Annotated in this window: 15 protein-coding genes; 6 read left to right on the forward strand and 9 right to left on the reverse strand. The window is 63.6% G+C overall.

What is annotated here, in order from left to right; all coding sequences use genetic code 11:
- Nucleotides 1–127 precede the first annotated feature (127 nt).
- The gene (locus FJ867_RS14595; RefSeq protein WP_140523992.1) at nucleotides 128–3,634 is read right to left on the reverse strand and encodes a PAS domain-containing hybrid sensor histidine kinase/response regulator; all 3,507 of its coding nucleotides are present in this window, start codon (nucleotides 3,632–3,634) and stop codon (nucleotides 128–130) included.
- Between the two features lie 222 nt (nucleotides 3,635–3,856).
- On the opposite strand from FJ867_RS14595, the gene mscL reads away from it, so the two are divergent.
- Nucleotides 3,857–4,279, forward strand: coding sequence for a large conductance mechanosensitive channel protein MscL (gene mscL / locus FJ867_RS14600; RefSeq protein ID WP_140496583.1), 423 nt, complete (start codon nucleotides 3,857–3,859; stop codon nucleotides 4,277–4,279).
- A 110-nt stretch (nucleotides 4,280–4,389) separates the two neighbouring features.
- Nucleotides 4,390–5,556 (forward strand): pyridoxal phosphate-dependent aminotransferase, encoded by a 1,167-nt coding sequence (locus tag FJ867_RS14605; RefSeq protein ID WP_140817729.1) that lies wholly within the window; start codon nucleotides 4,390–4,392, stop codon nucleotides 5,554–5,556.
- A gap of 74 nt (nucleotides 5,557–5,630) precedes the next feature.
- Here FJ867_RS14605 and hemA read toward each other — a convergent pair whose 3' ends face one another.
- Nucleotides 5,631–6,908: a 5-aminolevulinate synthase gene (hemA, locus tag FJ867_RS14610; protein WP_140513285.1), complete on the reverse strand. Its 1,278-nt coding sequence runs from the start codon at nucleotides 6,906–6,908 to the stop codon at nucleotides 5,631–5,633.
- A 276-nt stretch (nucleotides 6,909–7,184) separates the two neighbouring features.
- Between hemA and galE the strand changes: the two genes are divergently transcribed.
- Nucleotides 7,185–8,180, forward strand: coding sequence for a UDP-glucose 4-epimerase GalE (galE, locus tag FJ867_RS14615; protein ID WP_140496575.1), 996 nt, complete (start codon nucleotides 7,185–7,187; stop codon nucleotides 8,178–8,180).
- Nucleotides 8,181–8,286: 106 nt separating this feature from the next.
- A complete protein-coding gene (locus FJ867_RS14620) occupies nucleotides 8,287–9,537 on the forward strand; it encodes a D-amino acid dehydrogenase (protein ID WP_140496573.1) in 1,251 nt (416 codons plus the stop codon).
- 16 nt (nucleotides 9,538–9,553) lie between these two features.
- Here FJ867_RS14620 and FJ867_RS14625 read toward each other — a convergent pair whose 3' ends face one another.
- The 7 genes from FJ867_RS14625 to FJ867_RS14655 all read right to left on the reverse strand — a co-directional run bounded on the left by FJ867_RS14625 (nucleotide 9,554) and on the right by FJ867_RS14655 (nucleotide 16,688).
- Nucleotides 9,554–10,930 carry an FGGY-family carbohydrate kinase gene (locus FJ867_RS14625; RefSeq protein ID WP_140817731.1) on the reverse strand — a complete coding sequence of 459 codons (1,377 nt, stop codon included), beginning with the start codon at nucleotides 10,928–10,930 and terminating at the stop codon, nucleotides 9,554–9,556.
- Nucleotides 10,927–11,244 carry an L-rhamnose mutarotase gene (gene rhaM / locus FJ867_RS14630; protein WP_140496569.1) on the reverse strand — a complete coding sequence of 106 codons (318 nt, stop codon included), beginning with the start codon at nucleotides 11,242–11,244 and terminating at the stop codon, nucleotides 10,927–10,929. Before rhaM ends, FJ867_RS14625 begins: the two co-directional genes overlap by 4 nt.
- Complete coding sequence (locus FJ867_RS14635) at nucleotides 11,244–12,239, reverse strand: ABC transporter permease (protein ID WP_140513291.1); 996 nt, start codon at nucleotides 12,237–12,239, stop codon at nucleotides 11,244–11,246. The genes rhaM and FJ867_RS14635 overlap by 1 nt, the downstream gene beginning before the upstream one ends.
- Nucleotides 12,236–13,213 (reverse strand): ABC transporter permease, encoded by a 978-nt coding sequence (locus tag FJ867_RS14640; RefSeq protein WP_140817733.1) that lies wholly within the window; start codon nucleotides 13,211–13,213, stop codon nucleotides 12,236–12,238. The genes FJ867_RS14635 and FJ867_RS14640 overlap by 4 nt, the downstream gene beginning before the upstream one ends.
- Nucleotides 13,210–14,751, reverse strand: a complete 1,542-nt coding sequence (locus FJ867_RS14645) for a sugar ABC transporter ATP-binding protein (RefSeq protein ID WP_140496563.1) — start codon at nucleotides 14,749–14,751, stop codon at nucleotides 13,210–13,212. Before FJ867_RS14645 ends, FJ867_RS14640 begins: the two co-directional genes overlap by 4 nt.
- 81 nt (nucleotides 14,752–14,832) lie before the next feature.
- On the reverse strand, nucleotides 14,833–15,828 hold the full coding sequence (gene rhaS / locus FJ867_RS14650) for a rhamnose ABC transporter substrate-binding protein (protein ID WP_140513297.1): 996 nt from the start codon (nucleotides 15,826–15,828) through the stop codon (nucleotides 14,833–14,835).
- 56 nt (nucleotides 15,829–15,884) lie between these two features.
- The gene (locus tag FJ867_RS14655) at nucleotides 15,885–16,688 is read right to left on the reverse strand and encodes a DeoR/GlpR family DNA-binding transcription regulator (RefSeq protein ID WP_140817735.1); all 804 of its coding nucleotides are present in this window, start codon (nucleotides 16,686–16,688) and stop codon (nucleotides 15,885–15,887) included.
- Nucleotides 16,689–16,875: 187 nt separating this feature from the next.
- Between FJ867_RS14655 and FJ867_RS14660 the strand changes: the two genes are divergently transcribed.
- Both FJ867_RS14660 and rhaI read left to right on the forward strand, forming a co-directional pair.
- A complete protein-coding gene (locus FJ867_RS14660; protein ID WP_140817737.1) occupies nucleotides 16,876–18,978 on the forward strand; it encodes a bifunctional rhamnulose-1-phosphate aldolase/short-chain dehydrogenase in 2,103 nt (700 codons plus the stop codon).
- An 87-nt stretch (nucleotides 18,979–19,065) separates the two neighbouring features.
- Nucleotides 19,066–20,358 carry an L-rhamnose catabolism isomerase gene (gene rhaI, locus FJ867_RS14665; protein ID WP_140629507.1) on the forward strand — a complete coding sequence of 431 codons (1,293 nt, stop codon included), beginning with the start codon at nucleotides 19,066–19,068 and terminating at the stop codon, nucleotides 20,356–20,358.
- Nucleotides 20,359–20,561: the final 203 nt, after the last annotated feature.

The following is a 20,561-nucleotide window of genomic DNA, read 5'->3' on the forward strand; positions in this document are numbered from 1 at the left end:
AGTTTTTCGGAAACGCCTCGCCCGTCGGCAGAGATAGAAGCCATGCCGAAGCGATGGCCGACATGTTTTGCGCCTATCTCGAAGCCTGGGCGCCGTCGGCGGGGCCGAAATGAAGCAGATCTGACAGTTACTCCGCCGCCGGCGCCAGCGGCCTGACCCTGGCCATCATCGAGCGCAGCACGGCCGGTTTGAGCGGCTTGTTGATCACCGGGACGTCGAGCCCGGCCGCCGCCGTGCGTACCTCGTTGGAACGGTCGGCGGTGACCAGCACGGCGGGCAGGTCGTCGCCGTGGATCGCTCGCAGCCCGACGATGGCGTCGAGGCCGGTTTCGCCATCGAGATGATAGTCGGCAAGGACAATGTCCGGGCGGCGGATCGCGATATCCCGGTTCGTTGTGCCGGACACGGTCTCGACGGCGCAGCCCCAGCCTTCGAGCAGCAGCCGCATGCCTTCCAGGATGCGGGCGTCGTTGTCGATACACAGCACGCTCAGTCCGGCCAGCGAAGCCGCCGCGCGGGCCGGCGCCCTGGTTTCGACCTCGCGTTTCGGTTCCTGCACGGCCGCCACCGGCAGGATGACGGAAAAGCGCGTGCCCTTGCCCGGATTGGAGAAAATACGGATTTCAAGCCTCAGCACCCGCGCGATGCGATCGACGATCGAAAGGCCGAGGCCGAGGCCTTCGGCCTCGCGCGCGCCTTCGTCCAGCCGGGTGAATTCGCGAAACACCGTGTTCAGCTTGTCGCCGGCAATGCCGATGCCAGTGTCGATCACCTGGATTTCCGCCAGTTCGCCGCGCCGCCGCACGCCAACCAGGATGCGGCCGTGACGTGTGTATTTGATGGCGTTGGAAACGAGGTTCTGGATCAGGCGGCGCAACAGGTTGCGATCCGTCATCACTGTCAGCGACGAGGGCATGATCGTCAGCTTGAGTTGCTTTTCCGCGGCAAGCGGCCGGAAATCATTGCCGATCTGGCGCAGCAATGCGTCTAGGTTGAAGGCCGTGTCGTCCGGTTTCATGGCACCGGCATCGAGGCGGGAAATGTCGAGCACGGCGCCCAGAATGGTCTCGACCGATTCCAGCGAGGAGTCGATGTTGACCGCGGCCTTGCCGGCCGGGCCCTTGCCGGCCTTTTCGATCAGCGACGAGCAGTAGAGCCTGGCGGCGTTGAGCGGTTGAAGGATGTCGTGGCCGGCCGCGGCGAGGAAGCGCGTCTTGCCCAGATTGGCCTCCTCGGCAAGCATCTGCGCCTGCGCCAGTTCCTCGTTGACCCGGGTCAACTCCTCGTTGACCCTGGTCAGTTCGATGGTGCGGGTCTTCACCCGCTGTTCCAGCGACTCGTTCGCCCGCTTCAGCGCCAGGTCCTGCTCGACGCGGCCGGAAATGTCGGCATAGGTGGCGACGATGCCGCCGTCCGGCATCGGGTTGGAGCGCAGCTCCAGGATCCGGCCGCTGGTCTTCAGTTCCATCTGCCAGGGGCTGACGAAGCTGGTCAGCCGGTTGAGCATCGTCACCCGCTGGTCGGTCGGGATATCGCCGCGCTCCGCCAGATGGCGCAGGATCTGGTCGAGCGAGACGCCGACCTGGCCCATGTCGTCGGGCAGGTCGAACAGCTCCCGGTACTGGCGGTTCCAGCAGATCAGCCTGAAATCCCGGTCGAAGACGGTGATGCCCTGTTCCATCTGGTCGAGCGCGATCTGCAACAGGTCGCGATTGTGTTGCAATGCTTCCGTGGCGTCGTCGAGCAGCCGGAAGGCATCCCTGGATTCGCGGTCGTGGCGGCGAAACAGCAGCGACAGGATCAGCCGCGCCGACGAAGAGCCGACGGCGCTGGCCAAAAGCTGCTCGGAAAAGCGGATGACGTCCATGCTGGCCTGCTCATTGCCATGCAGGATGACGTTGGTGGTCTTTTCGAAGGACTGGAACGACCGCTCGGTGCGCTGGACGCCGAGATAGCGCGCGATGGTGTCCTTCAGGTCGTTGACGGTGACGGCGGTACGGAAACGGCGCAGGCTGGGCATCGGCCCGGCTTCGCGCGGCACGAAGATCGACGCCTGGATGCGCTCCAGCGGCACCGCGGCGCGTGACAGCGAGCCCAGTACGAAAAACAGTGCGTTGATCGACAGGCTCCACAGCACGCCGTGGTTCAACGGCTCCGCAACGGTGCCGAACAGCGCCTGCGGCCGCAGCGCTTCGAAGCCGAACAGGCCATGCACCAATATGCCGGTTTCGGGCGCGACGAGCGATGGCAACAGCAGCGTGTAGCCCCAGATCAGGATGCCGGCGACCATGCCGAGGGCCGCGCCCCTGCCATTGGCGCCGCGCCAGATCAGCCCGCCGATCAGCGCCGGCGCGAATTGCGCGATCGCCGCGAACGACATCAGGCCGATCGACGACAGCCGCGCGCTGTCGGTGCTCTCGCGATAGTAGAGGAAGGCGATGAAAAGCATGATGAAGATCGATGCCCGCCGCACGTTGAGGATGAGCGTAGACCAGTCCTCGTTTTCGGAAGACGTCGTCCTCAGCAGCCGCCGCACGAACAGCGGGATGATGAGGTCGTTGGAGATCATGATCGACAGCGCCACGCTCTCGACGATGACCATGGCGGTGGCCGCCGACAGGCCGCCGATGAAGGCAGCCATGGCCAGGAAATCGTGACCGCCGAACAAGGGCAGCGACAGCACATAAAGGTCGCTGCTCGTCTTCGTGCCGACCAGCGACAGTCCGGCGAAGGCGATCGGCAGCACGAATAGGTTGATCGCCACCAGATAGAGCGGAAACACCCATGTCGCGGTGCGCAGTTCCGCCTCGCTGCGGTTCTCGACGATGGTGACGTAGAATTGCCGGGGCAGAAGGATGATGGCGAAGCCACTCAGGCAGGTCAGCACCAGCCAGGTGGCGAGCGACGTCGAATAGCCCATCGCCTGCCGCACCTGGCCGTTTTCGGCCAGCTTGCCGAACATGTCGCCGGGCCCGCCGAAGATCAGGAAAGTGACCATCAGGCCGATCGCCAGGAAGGCGGCAAGCTTGACCACGGTTTCGACCGCCACCGCCAGCACCAGCCCGTCCTGGTGCTCGGTGGCGTCGGCGTGGCGCGTGCCGAACAGCACCGCGAACAGCGCCAGCAGCATGGCGACCACCAGCGAGATGTCGCTGACGAAAGGATCGAACGAGGGCGGCGAGCCGGTGTAATGCTCGACCATCAGGCTGACGGAACCGGAGATCGCCTTCAGCTGCAGCGCGATATAGGGCACCGCGCCGATGGTCGCGATCAGCGTGGCGATGGCGGCCACGGTGAAGCTCTTGCCATAGCGCGCGCCGAGGAAGTCGGCGATCGAGGTGATCTTCTCGGTCTTGGCCAGCCGCACGAGACGGTTGAGCAAGGGAAAACCGAACACGAACACCAGCACCGGGCCGGTGTAGATGCCGAGGAACTCCAGGCCGCGCTCGGAAGACAGGCCGACAGAACCGAAAAATGTCCAGGAGGTGCAATAGATGGCCAGGCTGAGCGCGTAGATGAACGGACGTGCGCGACCGGGCCCGGAGCTGGCCGAGCGGCGGTCGCCAAGGCTGGCGATGGCGAATAGAAGCGTCACATAAGCGATCGCGATGACAACGATGAACAAGCCCTGCACGGCTCGCGCTTCCTCCCTGGCCGGCTCGACGCCCGCTCACCGCACGCAACCACAGCTTGGAAGCTGAGTCCATCGCGGCGTTCGGCGCATGGACGTCTGATGATGCGGGTAAAAACAAACCGGTGCCTTGGCCCTTTTTCCGGTTTTGCAACCGGAGGTTTTTGCTATTGTGGGCTTGGCCGGCGCTGGAGAACGCGGCCGATCATGGCAAGGAGGGTCGAAATGCTGAAAGAATTCCAGGAATTCATTTCCAAGGGCAATGTGATGGACCTGGCCGTCGGCGTCATCATCGGCGCTGCTTTCGGCAGGATCGTCGATTCCCTTGTCAACGACATCATCATGCCGATCGTGGGCGCGATTTTCGGCGGGTTGGACTTCAACAACTACTTCTTCGGACTGTCCTCGAACGTCCACTCGGGCACGCTGGCGGAGGCAAAGAAAGAGGGCGCCGTCTTCGCCTATGGCAGCTTCATCACCGTCGTGCTGAACTTTCTCATCCTCGCATTCATCATCTTCTTGATGGTCAAGGCGGTGAACAACCTGCGCAGGCGCCTGGAGGCCGAAAAGCCCGCGCCTGCCGCCGCGCCGCCGCCTGCCGATGTGCAGCTTCTGACCGAAATCCGCGATCTGCTTGCCAGGAGATAGAGACATCAGGTTCTTCTGGACCAAAACCCCGGTCGTTCACGGCCGGGGTTTTTTGCTTTCGCCCGTAGTAGAACAGCCGGCATGCTATCCCTGTTCGAACGGACCTGCCAATGACCCTGATCCAGAACCTGCGCCCCGAGGCCTTGGCTGCGCCCGAAAGCGGTATCGTCGCCGTCGTCAACTATGGCAGGCTGCGCGACGGCTTGATCCCGCTCTGGGCCGGCGAGGGCGATCTGCCGACGCCATCCTTCATCACCGATGCCGCGTCGAAAGCGCTGGCCGGTGGCGAGACGTTCTACACCTGGCAGAGGGGCATCCCCGATCTGAGGCAGGCGCTTGCCCGCTATTACCACAGGCATTTCGGCAAACACTTCGCCGAGGACGAATTCATCGTCACCGGCTCGGGCATGCATGCGATCCAGCTTGCGCTCGACGCGCTTGCCGGTGCCGGCGACGAGGTGATCTATCTGTCGCCCGCCTGGCCGAATTTCGACGCCGCCGCCGCCATCGCCGGTGCCGTGCCGGTGCCGGTCACGCTCGATCAATCCGGCAATGGCTGGTCGTGCGATGTCGAGAAGATCGCGGCCGCCATCACGCCCAAGACCAGGGCGTTGTTCATCAACACGCCGTCCAATCCGACCGGCTGGACCGCCGACCACGAGACTTTGCGCGCCATTCTCGATCTCGCCCGGGCAAATGGCCTTTGGATCATCGCCGACGAGATCTATTCGCTGTTCCACTATGGCCAAGGCCGCGCGCCGTCCTTCCTCGACATCGCGACCGCAGAGGACCGCATCCTGTTCGTGAACAGCTTCTCCAAGAACTGGGCGATGACCGGCTGGCGCGTCGGATGGATCAAGACCCATCCGAGTTTGCAGCAGGTGTTCGAGAACCTGATCCAGTATTCGAATTCAGGTGTCGCCCAGTTCATGCAGCGCGGCGCGGTCGCGGCGCTCGATGAAGGCGATGTCTTCGTCGCCGAACAGGTGGAGAGGGGTAGGAAGGCGCGCGATCTGGTCTGCGGCATTCTCGGCGCCACCGACCGCGCCCGGTTCACCGTGCCGCAAGGTGCTTTCTACCTGTTCTTCAGGGTGGACGGCATCACCGATTCGCGCAGCGCCGCCTTCGAGATCGTCGACAAGGCCAATGTCGGCCTGGCGCCGGGCACGGCCTTTGGCCCAGGCGGCGAAGCCTTCCTCAGGCTGTGCTTCCACCGCCGCCTCGACCAGCTCGAGGAGGCGGCGCACAGGCTGGCGAAGTGGATGACGACTGTTTGAGAGGTTGATGACGCCCGAATTGAAAGTCGCTCCGGCGCCCCAGACGGCCGCCGGAGTGGAGTTTCAAACGGGTTTCAGCCGCCTGACTTGGGCACCAGCAGGGGAATGATCCGGTCGGTCTTGGCCACGGAAGGTCGTCCTGCTGAACCATAGGAAATGCCGAGCGCGTCCCAGGTCTCGACCAGGGCGTCCTGCAGCTCGGCGATCAGCGCATCCGAATGGAACGGCGTCGGCGTGATGCGCAGCCGCTCCGTGCCGCGCGGCACGGTCGGATAGTTGATCGGCTGGATGTAGATGCCGTGCACGCCGAGCAGCCGGTCGCTTGCCATCTTGCAAAGCTCGGGGTCGCCAACCAGCACTGGCACGATGTGGGTCGCCGATTCCATCACCGGGAGGCCGGCGGCGGAGAGGATCTGCTTGGTCCGCGTCGCCTGCTGCTGCTGGGCGTCACGCTCGGCCTGCGAGCGCTTGAGATGACGGATCGAGGTAGTGGCAGCGGCGGCGATGGCCGGCGGCAGCGCGGTGGTGAAGATGAAGCCCGGCGCATAGGAGCGCACGGCGTCGATGACAGCGCTCGTGCCGGTGATGTAGCCGCCCAGCGTGCCGAAAGCCTTGGCGAGCGTGCCCTCGATGATGTCGATGCGGTCGGCGAGGCCTTCCCGCTCGGTGATGCCGCCGCCGCGCGGACCATACATGCCCACGGCGTGGACCTCGTCGATATAGGTCATGGCGTTATAGCGCTCGGCGAGGTCGACGATCTCTCTGATCGGCGCGATATCGCCATCCATCGAATAGACGCTCTCGAACACGATCAGCTTGGCGCGTTCGCGGCCCGCCGCCTGCAGCAGGCTTTCCAGGTGCGCGACATCGTTGTGGCGAAAAATCTTCTTTTCCGCGCCCGAGCGCCGCACGCCTTCGATCATCGAGGCATGGTTCAACTCGTCCGAGATGATCAGGCAGTTGGGCAAAAGCCGCGCGATGGTCGAGATCGAGGCCTCGTTGGAGACAAAACCGGAGGTGAAGACCAGCGCGGCTTCCTTGTCGTGCAGGTCGGCGAGCTCATGCTCGAGTTCGACCAGCGGATTGCTGGTGCCGGAGATGTTGCGGGTGCCGCCGGCGCCCGAACCCATCCGGCCCGCCGCGTTCTGAAACGCTGCGATGACATCCGGGTGCTGGCCCATGCCGAGATAGTCGTTGGAGCACCAGACGGTGATTTCCTCTGCGCGGCCGTTGGCGCGCCAGATGGCACGCGGAAATTTGCCCGCTATGCGCTCGAGGTCGGCAAAGACGCGGTAGCGTCGTTCCGCATGGAGCTGGTCGATCGCGTCCTCGAAGAACCGCTGATAATTCATGTCGGCTTCCCAGTTTTGCGCTGGATCATAATCATTGCCCGATTGGCCGTCCACCGGCCCGTTTTGGTCAAAATGCCACGCCCCGCACCTGTTCCTAACGAGGGGCGGATCATGGCCTATTTCCTGGCGATAACGGCCTGTAGGGCGCTTTTGTTTCGACATGATGCCATATGCCGGCCAAGTCGGTTACGCAGGGTTTTATTGGTCATGGGGCGGGCTTTCCAGTAGAGCGGTATTGAGACAGTTTCCGATAGATCTTGAATGCGAGGACGCGGAATGACGGTTTTGGTGACGGGCGGCGCCGGTTATATCGGCAGCCATATGGTCTGGGAATTGCTGGATGCGGGCGAAAGCGTGGTCGTTCTCGACCGGCTTTCGACCGGTTTCGAATGGGCGGTGGCACCGGAGGCAAAGCTGGTCGTCGGCGATGTCGCCGACAAGGAATTGGTCGGCTCCATCATCCGCGACAACAATGTCGATGCGATCATCCATTTTGCCGGCTCGATCGTCGTTCCCGAATCCGTCGCCGATCCGCTCGGCTACTACGAGAACAACACCTGCAAGACGCGCACGCTGATCGAAACGGCGGTGCGCGAGGGCGTGCCGAACTTCATCTTCTCCTCGACAGCCGCCGTCTATGGCGGCGCTGGGCTGGAACCGGTGCGCGAGGATGCCCGCCTGGCGCCGGAATCGCCCTACGGCCTCTCCAAGCTGATGAGCGAATGGATGCTGCGCGATGCGGCGATCGCGCATGGCCTGCGCTATACGGCGCTGCGCTATTTCAACGTCGCGGGCGCCGATCCCAGGGGGCGCACCGGCCAGTCGACGCCGGGCGCCACGCATCTGATCAAGGTCGCTTGCGAGACGGCGCTCGGCAAGCGGCCGTTCATGCAGGTGTACGGCACCGATTATCCGACGCCCGACGGCACCTGCATGCGCGATTATATCCATGTCAGCGACCTGGCCGCGGCGCATCGCCTGGCCCTTGAGCGGCTGCGCGCCGGGGGCGCGAGCCTCGTCGCCAATTGCGGCTACAGCCACGGCTACTCGGTGCTGGAGGTGATCGAGAGCGTGCGCCGCGCCTTCGGCCATGATTTCGAGGTCAGGACGGGCGAGCGCCGCCCCGGTGACGCCGCCGCGGTGGTTGCCAATTCCGATCTCGCCCGGACGGAACTCGGCTGGACGCCGCAACGCGACGATCTCGACCAGATCGTTGCAGATGCGCTCGCCTGGGAGCGTATCCTGACGGGGAAGAATTCCGCACGCGGTTGAGCGGGTTTTCCCAAGGGCTCGCAAGCCGCTCCGCGAAGCGCTATGGAAGCGTTCGCGGAGGGTGCGGAAGCGCGCTGCCCGGTTCGACCTTTTTTGGGGGGACGACATGAAGATAACGGTGCTCGGGGCCGGCGTCGTCGGCACGGCGGCCGCCTACTATCTGGCGAGCGACGGCCATGAGGTCACCGTCATCGAGCGTCATCCGGCGCCGGCGCGGGGCACCAGCCAGTCGAATGCCGGGCTGGTGTCGCCGGGCGATGCCACCGCCTGGGCTTCCCCGGCGGCGCTGAAGACCTTCCTGCGCGGGCTCTACAACCACGATCTCGGCATCAAGGTGCGACTGCGCTTCGATCCCTATTTTCTCGCCTGGAGCCTGCGCTTCCTGCGCCAGTGCACGGTGGCGCGCCTGCGCGCCAACACCGACATCAAGCTGCGGCTCGCGCTCTATTCGCGCGACTGCATCAATGCGCTGTCGGAGGCGACCGGCATCCACTATGACGAGCGCAAGAAGGGCATCCTCTACTTCTTCCGCTCGCAGAAGAGTCTCGACACCGGGACCGACAATTATCGCTATCTTGCCGAGCATGGCTTGCCGATCGAGATCGTCGGGCGCGACCGGCTGGTCGAACTGGAGCCGGGGCTTGCCGGGGTGAAGGACAAGATAGCCGGCGGGGTTTATTCGCCCACTGACCAGACTGGCGATTCCAAACTGTTTGTCGACAGGCTCGCCGCCTATGCGACCGAGAGGCTTGGCGCCGAGTTCCGGTTCGGCACCACGGTCGAAGGTTTCGATATCGAAGGCGACAGGGTGCGGGCCGTCATCACCTCGTCAGGCCCGGTGGCCGGCGATGCGGTTGTCATCGCAATGGGCCCGGAAAGCGGCCTACTCGGCCGCCGCTACGGCATCGACCTGCCGGTTTATCCGGTGAAAGGCTATACCGCGACGATCCCCCTGGAGGACGAAAGCAAGGGGCCGACTATGGGTGGCGCCGACGAGGACCGGCTGATCGGCTATTCCAGGCTGGGCAACCGCTTGCGGATGTCCTCGACGGCCGAGTTCACCGGCTTTGACCGAAGCTTCAAGCCCGCTGACTTCAACACCATCATCAGCACCGGCAAGGATCTTTTCCCTGGCGCCTTCGACGAGAAGAAGGCCATGTTCTGGGCGGGCCTGCGGCCGATGATGCCCAATTCCGTGCCGGTCATCGGCCGGGCCCGCTACAAAAATCTCTATCTCGACACCGGCCACGGCCATGTCGGATGGACCATGGCCTGCGGCTCGGGCAAATTCCTCGCCGACCTCGTCGCCGGCCGAAAGCCCGAAATCGATCCACAGGGGCTGGTCTATGAAGATTAGGCAAGCGGATCCGTAGTTAGCCCCGCCCTTCGACCGCCGCACGCCAGGTGCTTGCATAATCCGTCAAGGCGGGGTCGACCGGCGGTTCTTGTCTCAAGCCCTTGCCATGCGCCTCAGCCTTGTCCGATGCCAGCAACGCGGCGCCGATGCTGGTGCCGGTCGCGGCTTCGGAGGCGACGACGCTTCTGGCGGTCGCCGCCGCCAGCATGCCGACAAAGAGCCGGTTGCGGGCGAAAGGGCCTTCGACAATGGTCGGGCCGTCGGCGCCGATCAGATCGAGGCAGGTCGCCGACATCAGCGCCAGATAGAAAGAGATGGCGGCAAAGCGCTGGCCGCTATTCATGCCGTCAGCGTTGAGCCACGCCGCCGCATGATGCGGGAACGGTCCCGACCCCTGTTGTGTCGATGGCAGCAGCAGCGTCCTTTTTGCCAGCACGGCCCCGACATCGTCTTCGGTCCAGTTCTCCGGCTGATCATCCGTCAGCACGGAAAATTCGCGGCCGCCCATGAAGCGCGCCGATGGCACGGGATCGCCCAGCGCGTTGACGTTGACCAGCGTATCACGCGCCGGATCGAGCGCCACCGATCTGCCGCTGACCGACATCGACACCACCCAGGTGCCGGTCGAGACGACGCTGAAAGGCGGCGCGTCGGCGAGAAGATGCGGCAACAGCGAGGCGTTGGAATCGTGCAGGCCGCAGAACACAGGCGTCCGCGGATCGAGCCCCGTTCGCTCGGCAAGCGCCGGCAGGAGCGGGCCGAGCCGGTCCCTTGCCGGCCGCACCGGCGCCATCAACGCGCGCCAACCGAGGCGGTCGATCATTGCCGAAAAATCCGCTTTCCACGGGTTCCACAGATCGGTGTGGCAGCCGAGCGAGGTCACCTCGTTGGCGGCGATGCCGGTCAGCCGCAGCGCCCAATATTGGGGATACATCAACATCGCCGTTGCCCTGGCGAATTCCGTCGGAAAGCGCTTCTGCTGCCAGAAGAATTGCGCGCCGAGATTGAGGCCGAGCGGCAGCCGCGGCGTGCCGGTTTCAGCGAAGGGCGGACGGATCGCGTTATACTCGGCCGCGAGTTCCTCGGGGCCGTCGAATTCGTAGTCGAGCACGGGCAACACCAGTTCGCCGGAGGCCTCAACCAGAGCGCCCGTCGCGCCATGGGTAGTGATCGAAACGGCGTCGATGGTCTGTTCGCGGTTGAGATCGGCAAGACTGTCGAGGATGAAGGCCCACAGCGCCTCGACGTCGTGATGCGGGTAGCGGGCTTGCCGCACCGGCGCGTTCGCCATTCGGCGCAGCGCGACCTCGCGCAGCGTGGCGAGGTCGACCAGCGCCACCTTGGCGTTGGTCTTGCCGATGTCGATGACGGCGATGTGGCGCGGGGCACTCATGCCATGTGGAACATGGTTTCCAGGGGCACGGCCACCGGCTCATTGTCAGGCCTGGTCTCCATGAGGTCGGCCATGTCTGCCCACCAGCGCTGCATCACCGGATGCTTCGGCAGGTCGGCCATGCCATGGTCGTCCCGCCGCCACAGCACGCCGAACAGGATGTTGGTCTCCTCGTCGAGATGGATGGAATAGTCGGAAACCCCGGCCTGCTTCAACAGCGCGACCAGCGATGGCCATATCTCGTCGTGACGCTTCTTGTATTCCGCCTTCATGCCGGGCTTGAGCATCATCTTGAACGCGTATTTTTCGGCCATCAGCGTCCCCCGCGCAGCCGCCGCCAGACGATCGGCAGCGCGATGACGATGATCAGGAGCAGGCCGATGAAGATCGACATGACGATGCCGGGCACGTTGAGCAGGCCGAGCCCGAAGGTCACCAGCCCCATGATGAAGGCGGCGAGCACGACGCCGACAATGCTGCCTGCGCCGCCAAGGATGCTGACGCCGCCAAGCACCACCATGGTGATGACTTCCAGCTCATAGCCCTGCGCGATCGAGGGACGGGTCGAACCGAGCCGGGAGGTGATCAGCACAGAGGCGATGCCGGACATCAGCCCGGTCAGGCAGAACAGGATGAACTTGATGCGGCCGACACGCACGCCGGAAAACTGTGCCGCGACCGGATTGTTGCCGATGGCGAAGACGCGGCGGCCGAAACTCGTGCGGTGCAGCACGAACCAGTAGACGACGGCGGCGATGAGAAAGAGCACCAGCTCGAACGACACCACCCACCGGACGTAACCCTGGCCGAAGAAGGCGAAGCTCTCGGGATAACCCTTGTAGGCCTGGTCGCCGAGGATGATGAAGGCGATGCCTCGAAACAGGCTCATCGTGCCGATGGTGACGACGATCGAGGGCAGGCCAAGCCTCGTGACCAGCAGGCCGTTGAAGGCGCCGCAGCCGAGCCCGACGACGATGCCGATCGCCACCAGCACCGGCGTTCCGGCGCCGGCCTGCACCGCCATGCCCATCATGGTCGAGGCCAGCGCGATGATGGCGGCGACCGACAGGTCGATCTCGCCCGAAATGATCAGCAGCGCCATGGCGAAGGCGATCAGGCCCTTCTCGGTGAAGTTGAAGGTCAGGTCCGACAGCGAATAGGGGTCGAGGAAATAGGGCGAGGCGAAGCTGTTGATGGCGAAGATGGCGAGGGCCACCACGACCAGCAGCGCTTCCCAGGAAAAGATCGCCGAACGAAACGGCTTGTCGAGCCGGTCCGGAATGTGGCGCGGGGCAGGGACGTCGCTCATGCCGCCTCCATTTTTCTCAGGATGATGCGGCCCTGCTGGCGTTCGCCGCGCGCGTTGAGCACGACGGCGAGGATGATGGCGCTGCCCGAAATCGCCATCTGCCAGAAGGGCGAGATGTTGATGACCGGCAGCGCGTTGGAGATGATGCCCAGGAACAGCGCCCCCAACACCGCGCCCCCGACCGAACCGATGCCGCCGGCAATCGAGATGCCGCCGATGACGCAAGCGGCGATGATGTTGAGCTCGTAGCCATTGGCGACCTCGACCGAGGCGATCACGTAGCGTGAGATCCAGAGATAGCCGGCGAGCCCGCCGATCATGCCGGAGATGCAGAAGACGATGAATTTCGTCCGCCCGACATCGATGCCGGCATAAACCGACGCCGTAGGATTGACGCCGATGGCATAGATCGAGCGGCCGAGCGCGGTGCGCGTCATCAGGATGAAGAACAGCGCGATGACCAGAATGGCGATCCAGGACAGCACCGGAATGCCGAGTAAGGCCGCGCGTTGGAAGCCGATGAACTCGGGGCTCATCTTGTCGGCATTGACCCAGGCGCCGCCGGAGATGACGAAGGTGACGCCGCGATAGATGGTCAGCGTGCCCAATGTCACCACGATCGAGGGGATGTTCAGCCGCCACACCAGAAGGCCGTTGATGGCGCCGAGCACCAGGCCGACGACCAGCGCGATGACGATCAGCAGCGGGATCGGGATCGCCGGGTGGGCGGCGTTCAGCATCGCCACCACCATGCCGGTGAAACAGAGGTTCGACGCCATCGACAGATCGATCGAACGGGTCAGGATGACCACCATCTGCCCGAGCGCCAGGATCATCAGGATCGAGGTGTCGTTGAACACCTGGCGCAAATTGCCGGGGTCGGCGAAGGCGGGAAAACGCGTCGAGATCAGCCCGATCAGCACGAGAATGGCCGCCAGCAACCAGATTTCGCGATATTTCAGCAAAGCCTTCATGCCGCAATCCCCGCCGCCGTCCGGACCAGCGTCTCGGCGTCCAGTCCGTTGTTGTCGTAGACGGCCGCGACAAGGCCCTCGCGCATGACGACGACGCGGTCGGACATGCCGAGGATTTCGGGCAGCTCCGACGACACCATGATAACCGACAGGCCTTGCGCCACCAGCTCGGCCATGAAGCCGTGCACGGCGGCCTTGGAGCCGATGTCGATGCCCTTGGTCGGCTCGTCCAGGATGATGACCTTGGGCGTGGTCGCCAGCCATTTGGCAATGACGATCTTCTGCTGGTTGCCGCCCGACAGCGTGCCGACATCCTGGCTGAGCGAGGAGGCCCTGAGGTCGAGCCGCTCGGTGTAGGAGCGGGCGAGCGAAAATTCCTCCGCCAGCCGCAGCACGCCGGATTTGGAGGTGCGTGCCAGCGACGGGAGAGAAACATTCTGGAAGATGGGCAGGCCGATCACCACGCCTTGCTTGCCGCGCTCCTCGGGCACGTAGACGATGCCGGCCTCGATCGAATCCGCCGCCGATTTCGGCACGATCGACTTGCCGTCCAGCGTGATCGTGCCGCCGGAGGTGCGAGTGATCCCTGAAATCGCCTGCATCACCTCGCTGCGGCCGGCGCCCACAAGACCGTAGAAGCCGAGAATCTCGCCCTTGTGCAGTTCGAAACCGATGTCGTTGAATTCGGTGGGGTGCGACAGGCCGGAGACCGACAGCACCTGCGCGCCGATCTCGGCCTTGCGCTGTGGAAAGATGTGATCGACCGCACGGCCCACCATCATGCGCACGATCTGGCTCTGGGCGGCATCCTTGATCAGCCCTTCGCCGACCATCTCGCCGTCGCGGAACACGGTGTAGCGGTCGGCGATGCGGTAGATCTCGTCGAACTTGTGGCTGATGAACAGGATCGCCTTGCCTTCGCTCTTGAGGAACTCGATCAGCAAAAAGAGCTCTTCGATCTCCTTCATCGAAAGGGCGGCCGTCGGTTCGTCCATGATGACGATCTGCGCGTCGATCGACATGGCCCGCGCCACGGCAACGAGATGCTTGTTGGCGATGCCGAGGTCCTTCAGCCTTGCATCGGCGTCGATATGGCCGGCATGCATGGTGTCGAGCACTTCGCGCGCATTTCTGCGCATGGTGCGCCAGTCGATGGTGCCAAAGCGGGTGCGCGGCGCATGGCCGAGAAAGATGTTTTCGGCGACCGTCAGATCGTCGAACAGCACGGTTTCCTGATGGATGGCGGTAACGCCATGGCCGAAGGCGGCGTGCGCGCTGGGCAGGGTGACGTCCTGCCCGTCTATGCTGATCGTGCCCGCATCGGGCTGGTAGATGCCGGTCATGATCTTGACCAGCGTCGACTTGCCGGCGCCGTTCTCGCCGATCAGCGCCGTCACCTGGCCCGGATAGAGCGAGAGGCTGACATTGTGCAGCGCGCGCACGCCGGGAAAGCTCTTCGAGATGCCGGACAGCGTCAGGCGCGGCGTGGAGGCCAGGGGCCCGTCCTTCACCGTGCCGTGTTGGGCTGTCGTGTCCATGGTCGTATCAAGCCCTGAAACAAGGTGCGTTTGAAGTTGCGGCGGGGCGTGAACCCCGCCGCGTCAGCTTGAAGCTCCGGATCAGTAGATCTTGGAGAACTTCTCGATGTTGGTCTTGTCGAACTGGAAGGGCGGAGCCATCGCAGCCGAATTGGTGTCGTCGAGCGTCACCTTGCCGACGCGGCCGATCGACAGCGTCGCGCCGGGCTTGGCCTCTTCCTTCTTCACCGCCAGATCGTGGGCGAGGTAGACGGCGGAGTAACCGAGGTCGATCGGGTTCCAAAGAGCCACGGCCTGTGAAGCGCCGTTGTCGATGAACTTCTTGAACTCCGACGGCAGCGCGAGGCCAGTGACGTTGACCTTGCCGATCAGCTTCTCATCGGTGACGACCTGGGCAGCGGCGACGACGCCGACGGTGGTCGGCGCGATGATCGCCTTCAGGTTCGGATAGGACTTCAAGAGGCCCTTGGCTTCGTCGGTGCTCTTGGCCGAGTCGTCATCGCCATAGACGGTAGCGACGAGCTTGATCTTCGGAAATTTCTCCGGCAGCACCTTCTTGGCCGCGTCGATCCAGGCGTTCTGGTTGGTCGCGGTCGAGGAGGCCGACAGGATGGCGACGTCGCCGCCCTCAGGCAAATAGTCGGCGGCGAGCTTGATGATGGTCTCGCCGATCAGGCCGGTATCGGACGGGTTGAGGTGAAGCTGGCGGCCTTCCTTGGCGACGCCCGAATCCCAGGAGATGACGGTGATGCCGCGCTCCATGGCCTTCTTCAGCACCGGCACCAGCGCGTCGGCATCATTGGCCGAGATGGCGATGGCGTTGACCTTTTGCGCGATCAGTGAATTGACCACCTCGATTTGCGCTTCGGCGGTCGCCTTGGTCGGGCCGGTGTAGATGATGTCGACATCGCCCAGTTCCTTGGCCGCCTCTTCGGCGCCCTTGTTGGCGGCGTCGAAGAAGCCGTTGCCGAGCGACTTCACCACCAGCGCGATCTTGACGTTCTCGGCATGGGCGGCATTCACGACCATGGCGGCGGAAAAGGCCGCCGTAACCATCAGTTTCTTCAGAAAGCTCATCGAATATTCCTCCCTTGAGCGTTGCATTCCATCGCCGCTGCGGGCGTGAGGGTGTCTCAGGCTTGCAGCGAAGATTCTTCCTTTGCCGACTTGCGGGCGACGATCAGCGTTACCCCCGCTGTTTCGAGCATCTTTGCCTCGCGGTCCTCGATGCCGTCGTCGGTGATGACGGTGGCGATGCGCGACAGGCCGCACAGGATCAGGCTGGAGCGTTTGCGGAATTTCGAGGAATCGACCAGCACCACCAACTCGTCGGCCTGATCGATCAGCTTCTGTTCCGCCTGGATCAAGAGCGGATCGCCTTCCATCAGGCCGAGCGGCCCGAGCCCCTGGGCGCCCATGAACATGCGGCGCGCGTAGAAATTGCGCGTCACGTCATTGTCGAAGGGCGACAGGATGATGTTCTGCTCGCGGTAGATGGTGCCGCCGGACAGCATCACCGTGTTCTTGGAGTGCTTGAGCAGGCTTTCGGCGATCGGGAAGGAATTGGTGAAGATCGGCATGCGGCGGCCGGTCAGGAAATGCACCATCTGGAAGGTGGTGGTGCCGCCGTTGATGATGATCGGCTCGCCGTCCTTGCAGAGTTCCACCGCTTCCCGCGCTATCGCCCACTTCTGCGCGGCATTGAGCGTCTCGTTGACGGAAAAAGGCGTGCCGGCAAGGCCGATGAACTGTGGCGGCGTGATCGCCTCGGCGCCGCCGCGCACCCGGCGCAGTCGCTTTTGCACGTGCAGGGCCGCGATATCGCGCCGGATCGTCGCCTCGGAAGACTCCGTCAGGTCGACCATTTCCTGCACCGTCACCACAGGCTTTTCCTGGACGGCGGACAGAATGATCCTGTGGCGCTCTTTTTCGTGCATGGTTCCTCCCTGCATGGCCATGTGGCATTAGAAATCGCGCAGTGTCAATCATTTCCGATCATATAATTTCATTGTGCAGTGCAATATGATTGATGTTGATCGTTTGTGATTGACAAAGCCACGCCTTGCGTAGACATTCCCGACGAAAAGAGGAGCGCACCGTCCGCGCTTCAAGGGAGGATTATCCATGCTCGACAAGCGCTCCGGCTCGCGCCTCGCCAATCTTTGGGATGATGCGAAGGTAAGGGGGATGAGCGATCCCGAGCTTCTGGTCTATCGTTCGAACACGCTCGGCTCCGACAAGCGTGTCACCAATTACGGCGGCGGCAACACATCGTCGAAAATCCGGCAACAGGATCCGCTCACCGGACAGGACGTGGAAGTGCTGTGGGTGAAGGGCTCCGGCGGCGACAGCGCTTCGATCAAGCTCGATGGTTTTGCCACGCTCTACATGGACAAATTGCGAGCCCTCAAAGGCCTTTATCGCGGCGTCGAGCATGAAGACGAGATGGTGGGTTATCTACCCCATTGCACCTTCAATCTCAATCCGCGCGCGGCCTCGATCGACACGCCGCTGCATGCCTACGTGCCGAAGCCCTATGTCGATCACATGCATCCCGACGCCATCATCGCCATCGCTGCCGCCAAAGATTCCAAGGCCTTGACGAAGGAAATCTTCGGCGACGCCATAGGCTGGCTGCCGTGGAAGCGGCCGGGCTTCGAACTTGGCCTGTGGCTGGAGAAACTCTGCCTCGACCATCCAGCCGCCAAGGGCGTGATCCTGGAAAGCCACGGCCTGTTCACCTGGGGCGACAGCCCGAAGGAATGCTACGAAACGACGATCTCGGTGATCAACCAGGCGATCGAGTGGTTCGAGCGGCGTTCCGAGGGCGTCGCCATTTTCGGTGGCGAAGCGGTCAAGTCGCTCGACGCCGCCGAACGCCGCGCCATCGCCGCGAAGCTGATGCCGAGGATCCGCGGCCTCATCTCGGAAAAGAGTCATAAGCTCGGCCATTTCGACGATTCCGCCGCCGTGCTCGAATTCGTCAATTCCAGGGATCTGCGCCCGCTGGCGGCACTCGGCACCTCATGCCCGGACCATTTCCTGCGCACCAAGATCCGGCCGCTGGTCATCGAGTTCGATCCGGCCAAGCCCGATGTCGATGCCGTCATCGCGCGGCTGGCCGACGACATTGCCGAATACCGCGTCGGCTACCAGGCCTATTATGACAGCTGCAAGCATGCGGACTCGCCCGCCATCCGCGATCCCAACGCCGTCGTCTATCTGATGCCCGGCGTCGGCATGTTCACCTTCGCCGGCGACAAGGCCACGGCGCGCATTTCGGGGGAGTTCTACGTCAACGCCATCAACGTCATGCGCGGCGCCTCGACCGTCTCCTCCTATGTCGGCCTGCCTGCGCAGGAAGCCTTCGACATCGAATACTGGCTGCTCGAGGATCTGAAGCTGCAGCGCATGCCGAAGCCCAAGGCTCTTGCCGGCAAGATCGCGCTCGTCACTGGCGGCGCGGGCGGCATCGGCCGCGCGACGGCGAGCCGGCTGCTGCGCGAAGGCGCCTGCGTGGTGCTCGCCGACATCGACGAGACAGCACTTGCCAGCGCCAACGACGAACTGGCCAAGGCCTATGGCAAGGATTTTGTCCGCCCCGTGGTCATCAACGTCACGTCGGAGGATCAGGTCGTCGCCGGCTTTGCCGAAACGGCGGTCGAGTTCGGCGGCACCGATATTCTGGTCTCCAACGCCGGCCTCGCCTCCTCGGCGCCGATCGAGGACACGACGCTGGCGCTGTGGAACAAGAACATGGACATCCTGTCGACGGGCTATTTCCTGGTGTCGCGGGAAGCGTTCCGGCTGTTTAGGGTGCAAAAGATTGGCGGCAACGTCGTTTTCGTCGCCTCCAAGAACGGCCTTGCCGCCTCGCCGAACGCCGCCGCCTATTGCACCGCCAAGGCCGCCGAGATCCATCTCGCCCGCTGCCTGGCGCTGGAGGGCGCGGAGGCGCAGATCAGGGTCAACGTCGTCAATCCGGACGCCGTACTGCGCGGCTCCAAGATCTGGTCCGGCGAGTGGAAGGAACAGCGCGCCGCCGCCTACAAGATGTCGACCGACGACCTTGAGGAACATTACCGCTCGCGCTCGATGCTGAAGCGCTCGGTGTTTCCCGAGGACATCGCCGAAGCGATCTATTTCTTCGCCTCCGACATGTCGGCCAAGTCGACCGGCAACATCGTCAATGTCGACGCCGGTAACGCGCAAAGCTTTACGCGCTAGGCCTTCCTTCTCCCCGTTCACGGGGAGAAGGTGCCGGCAGGCGGATGAGGGGCAGCGCCAGCCGAACGAAATCTGGGAGGAACAGCAGTGTCCGAAACCATCATCTCGGCTGACGTCGTCGAAAAAAACAACGCCGCGCGCAAGGCCGACCTCGAGCGTGACTACGCCTCGCTCGGCGAACGGCTCGACCGTCGCGGCATCGCCATCGACGCGATCCGAGACAAGGTCGAGAAATTCGCGGTGGCGATCCCCTCCTGGGGTGTCGGTACCGGCGGCACGCGCTTTGCCCGTTTCCCCGGCGCCGGCGAACCGCGCGACATCTTCGACAAGATCGAGGATTGCGCCGTCATCAAGCAATTGACGCAGGCGACACCGACGGTGTCGCTGCACATTCCCTGGGACAAGGCCGACCCGAACCGGCTGAAGCAGGCGGCCTCGCGTTTCGGCCTCGGCTTCGACGCCATGAACTCCAATACGTTCTCCGACGCCAGGGACCAAAAGCTGTCCTACAAATTCGGCTCGCTCTCGCATGCCGATGCCGGAACGCGCCGGCAAGCGGTCGAGCACAATCTCGAATGCATCGAGATCGGCAAGACGCTTGGGTCGAAGGCGCTGACGGTGTGGATCGGCGACGGCTCGAACTTCCCCGGCCAGGTCAACTTCGCCAAGGCGTTCGAGCGCTATCTCCATGCCATGAAAGAGGTCTATGTCGGGCTGCCCGCTGACTGGAAGCTGTTCACCGAACACAAGATATACGAGCCTGCCTTCTATTCCACCGTCGTGCAGGATTGGGGCACCAATTACATTATTGCCAAGGAACTCGGCGACAAGGCGTTCTGCCTGGTCGACCTAGGCCACCACGCGCCCAACGTCAACATCGAGATGATCGTGTCGCGGCTGATCCAGTTCAGGAAACTCGGCGGCTTCCACTTCAACGATTCGAAATATGGCGACGACGACCTCGATGCCGGTTCGATCGACCCCTACCGGCTGTTCCTGGTCTTCAACGAACTGGTCGACGCCGAACTGTCCGGCGCCGACGGCTTCGATCCGGCGCATATGCTCGACCAGAGCCACAACGTCACCGATCCGATCGAGAGCCTGATGCTGTCCGCGGTCGAGGTGCAGCGCGCCTACGCGCAGGCGCTGCTGGTCGACCGCAAGGCGCTTGAAGGTTTTCAGGACGGCAATGACGCGCTGATGGCAACGCAGACGCTAAAATCAGCCTACCGCACCGATGTCGAGCCGATCTTGGCCATGGCGCGGCTGAACACCGGCGGCGCCATCGATCCGGTCGCCGCTTACCGGGCGGCAGGCTACCGCGCCAAGGTCGCGGCGGAACGCCCGGCCGTTGCCGGCGGCAGCGGTGGCATTGTCTGAGGCCGAGCCCGCCCCTCATCCGGTCGCTTCGCGGCCACCTTCTCCCCGCTGGGGAGAAGAGACTGGCGCGAGCGCTGACAGCCTCCTCTCCACTAGACTAGGGAAGAGGTCGGATGGCAATCCGGGTGGGGCTCTTTCTCGTGCTCCCTCAATTGTTAGTGGACTCGATCACCCCAACACGGTTTCCTAGGCGTCCCCCGCCA

It is taken from the genome of Mesorhizobium sp. B2-5-3 (assembly GCF_006441005.1).
Classification (GTDB): domain Bacteria; phylum Pseudomonadota; class Alphaproteobacteria; order Rhizobiales; family Rhizobiaceae; genus Mesorhizobium.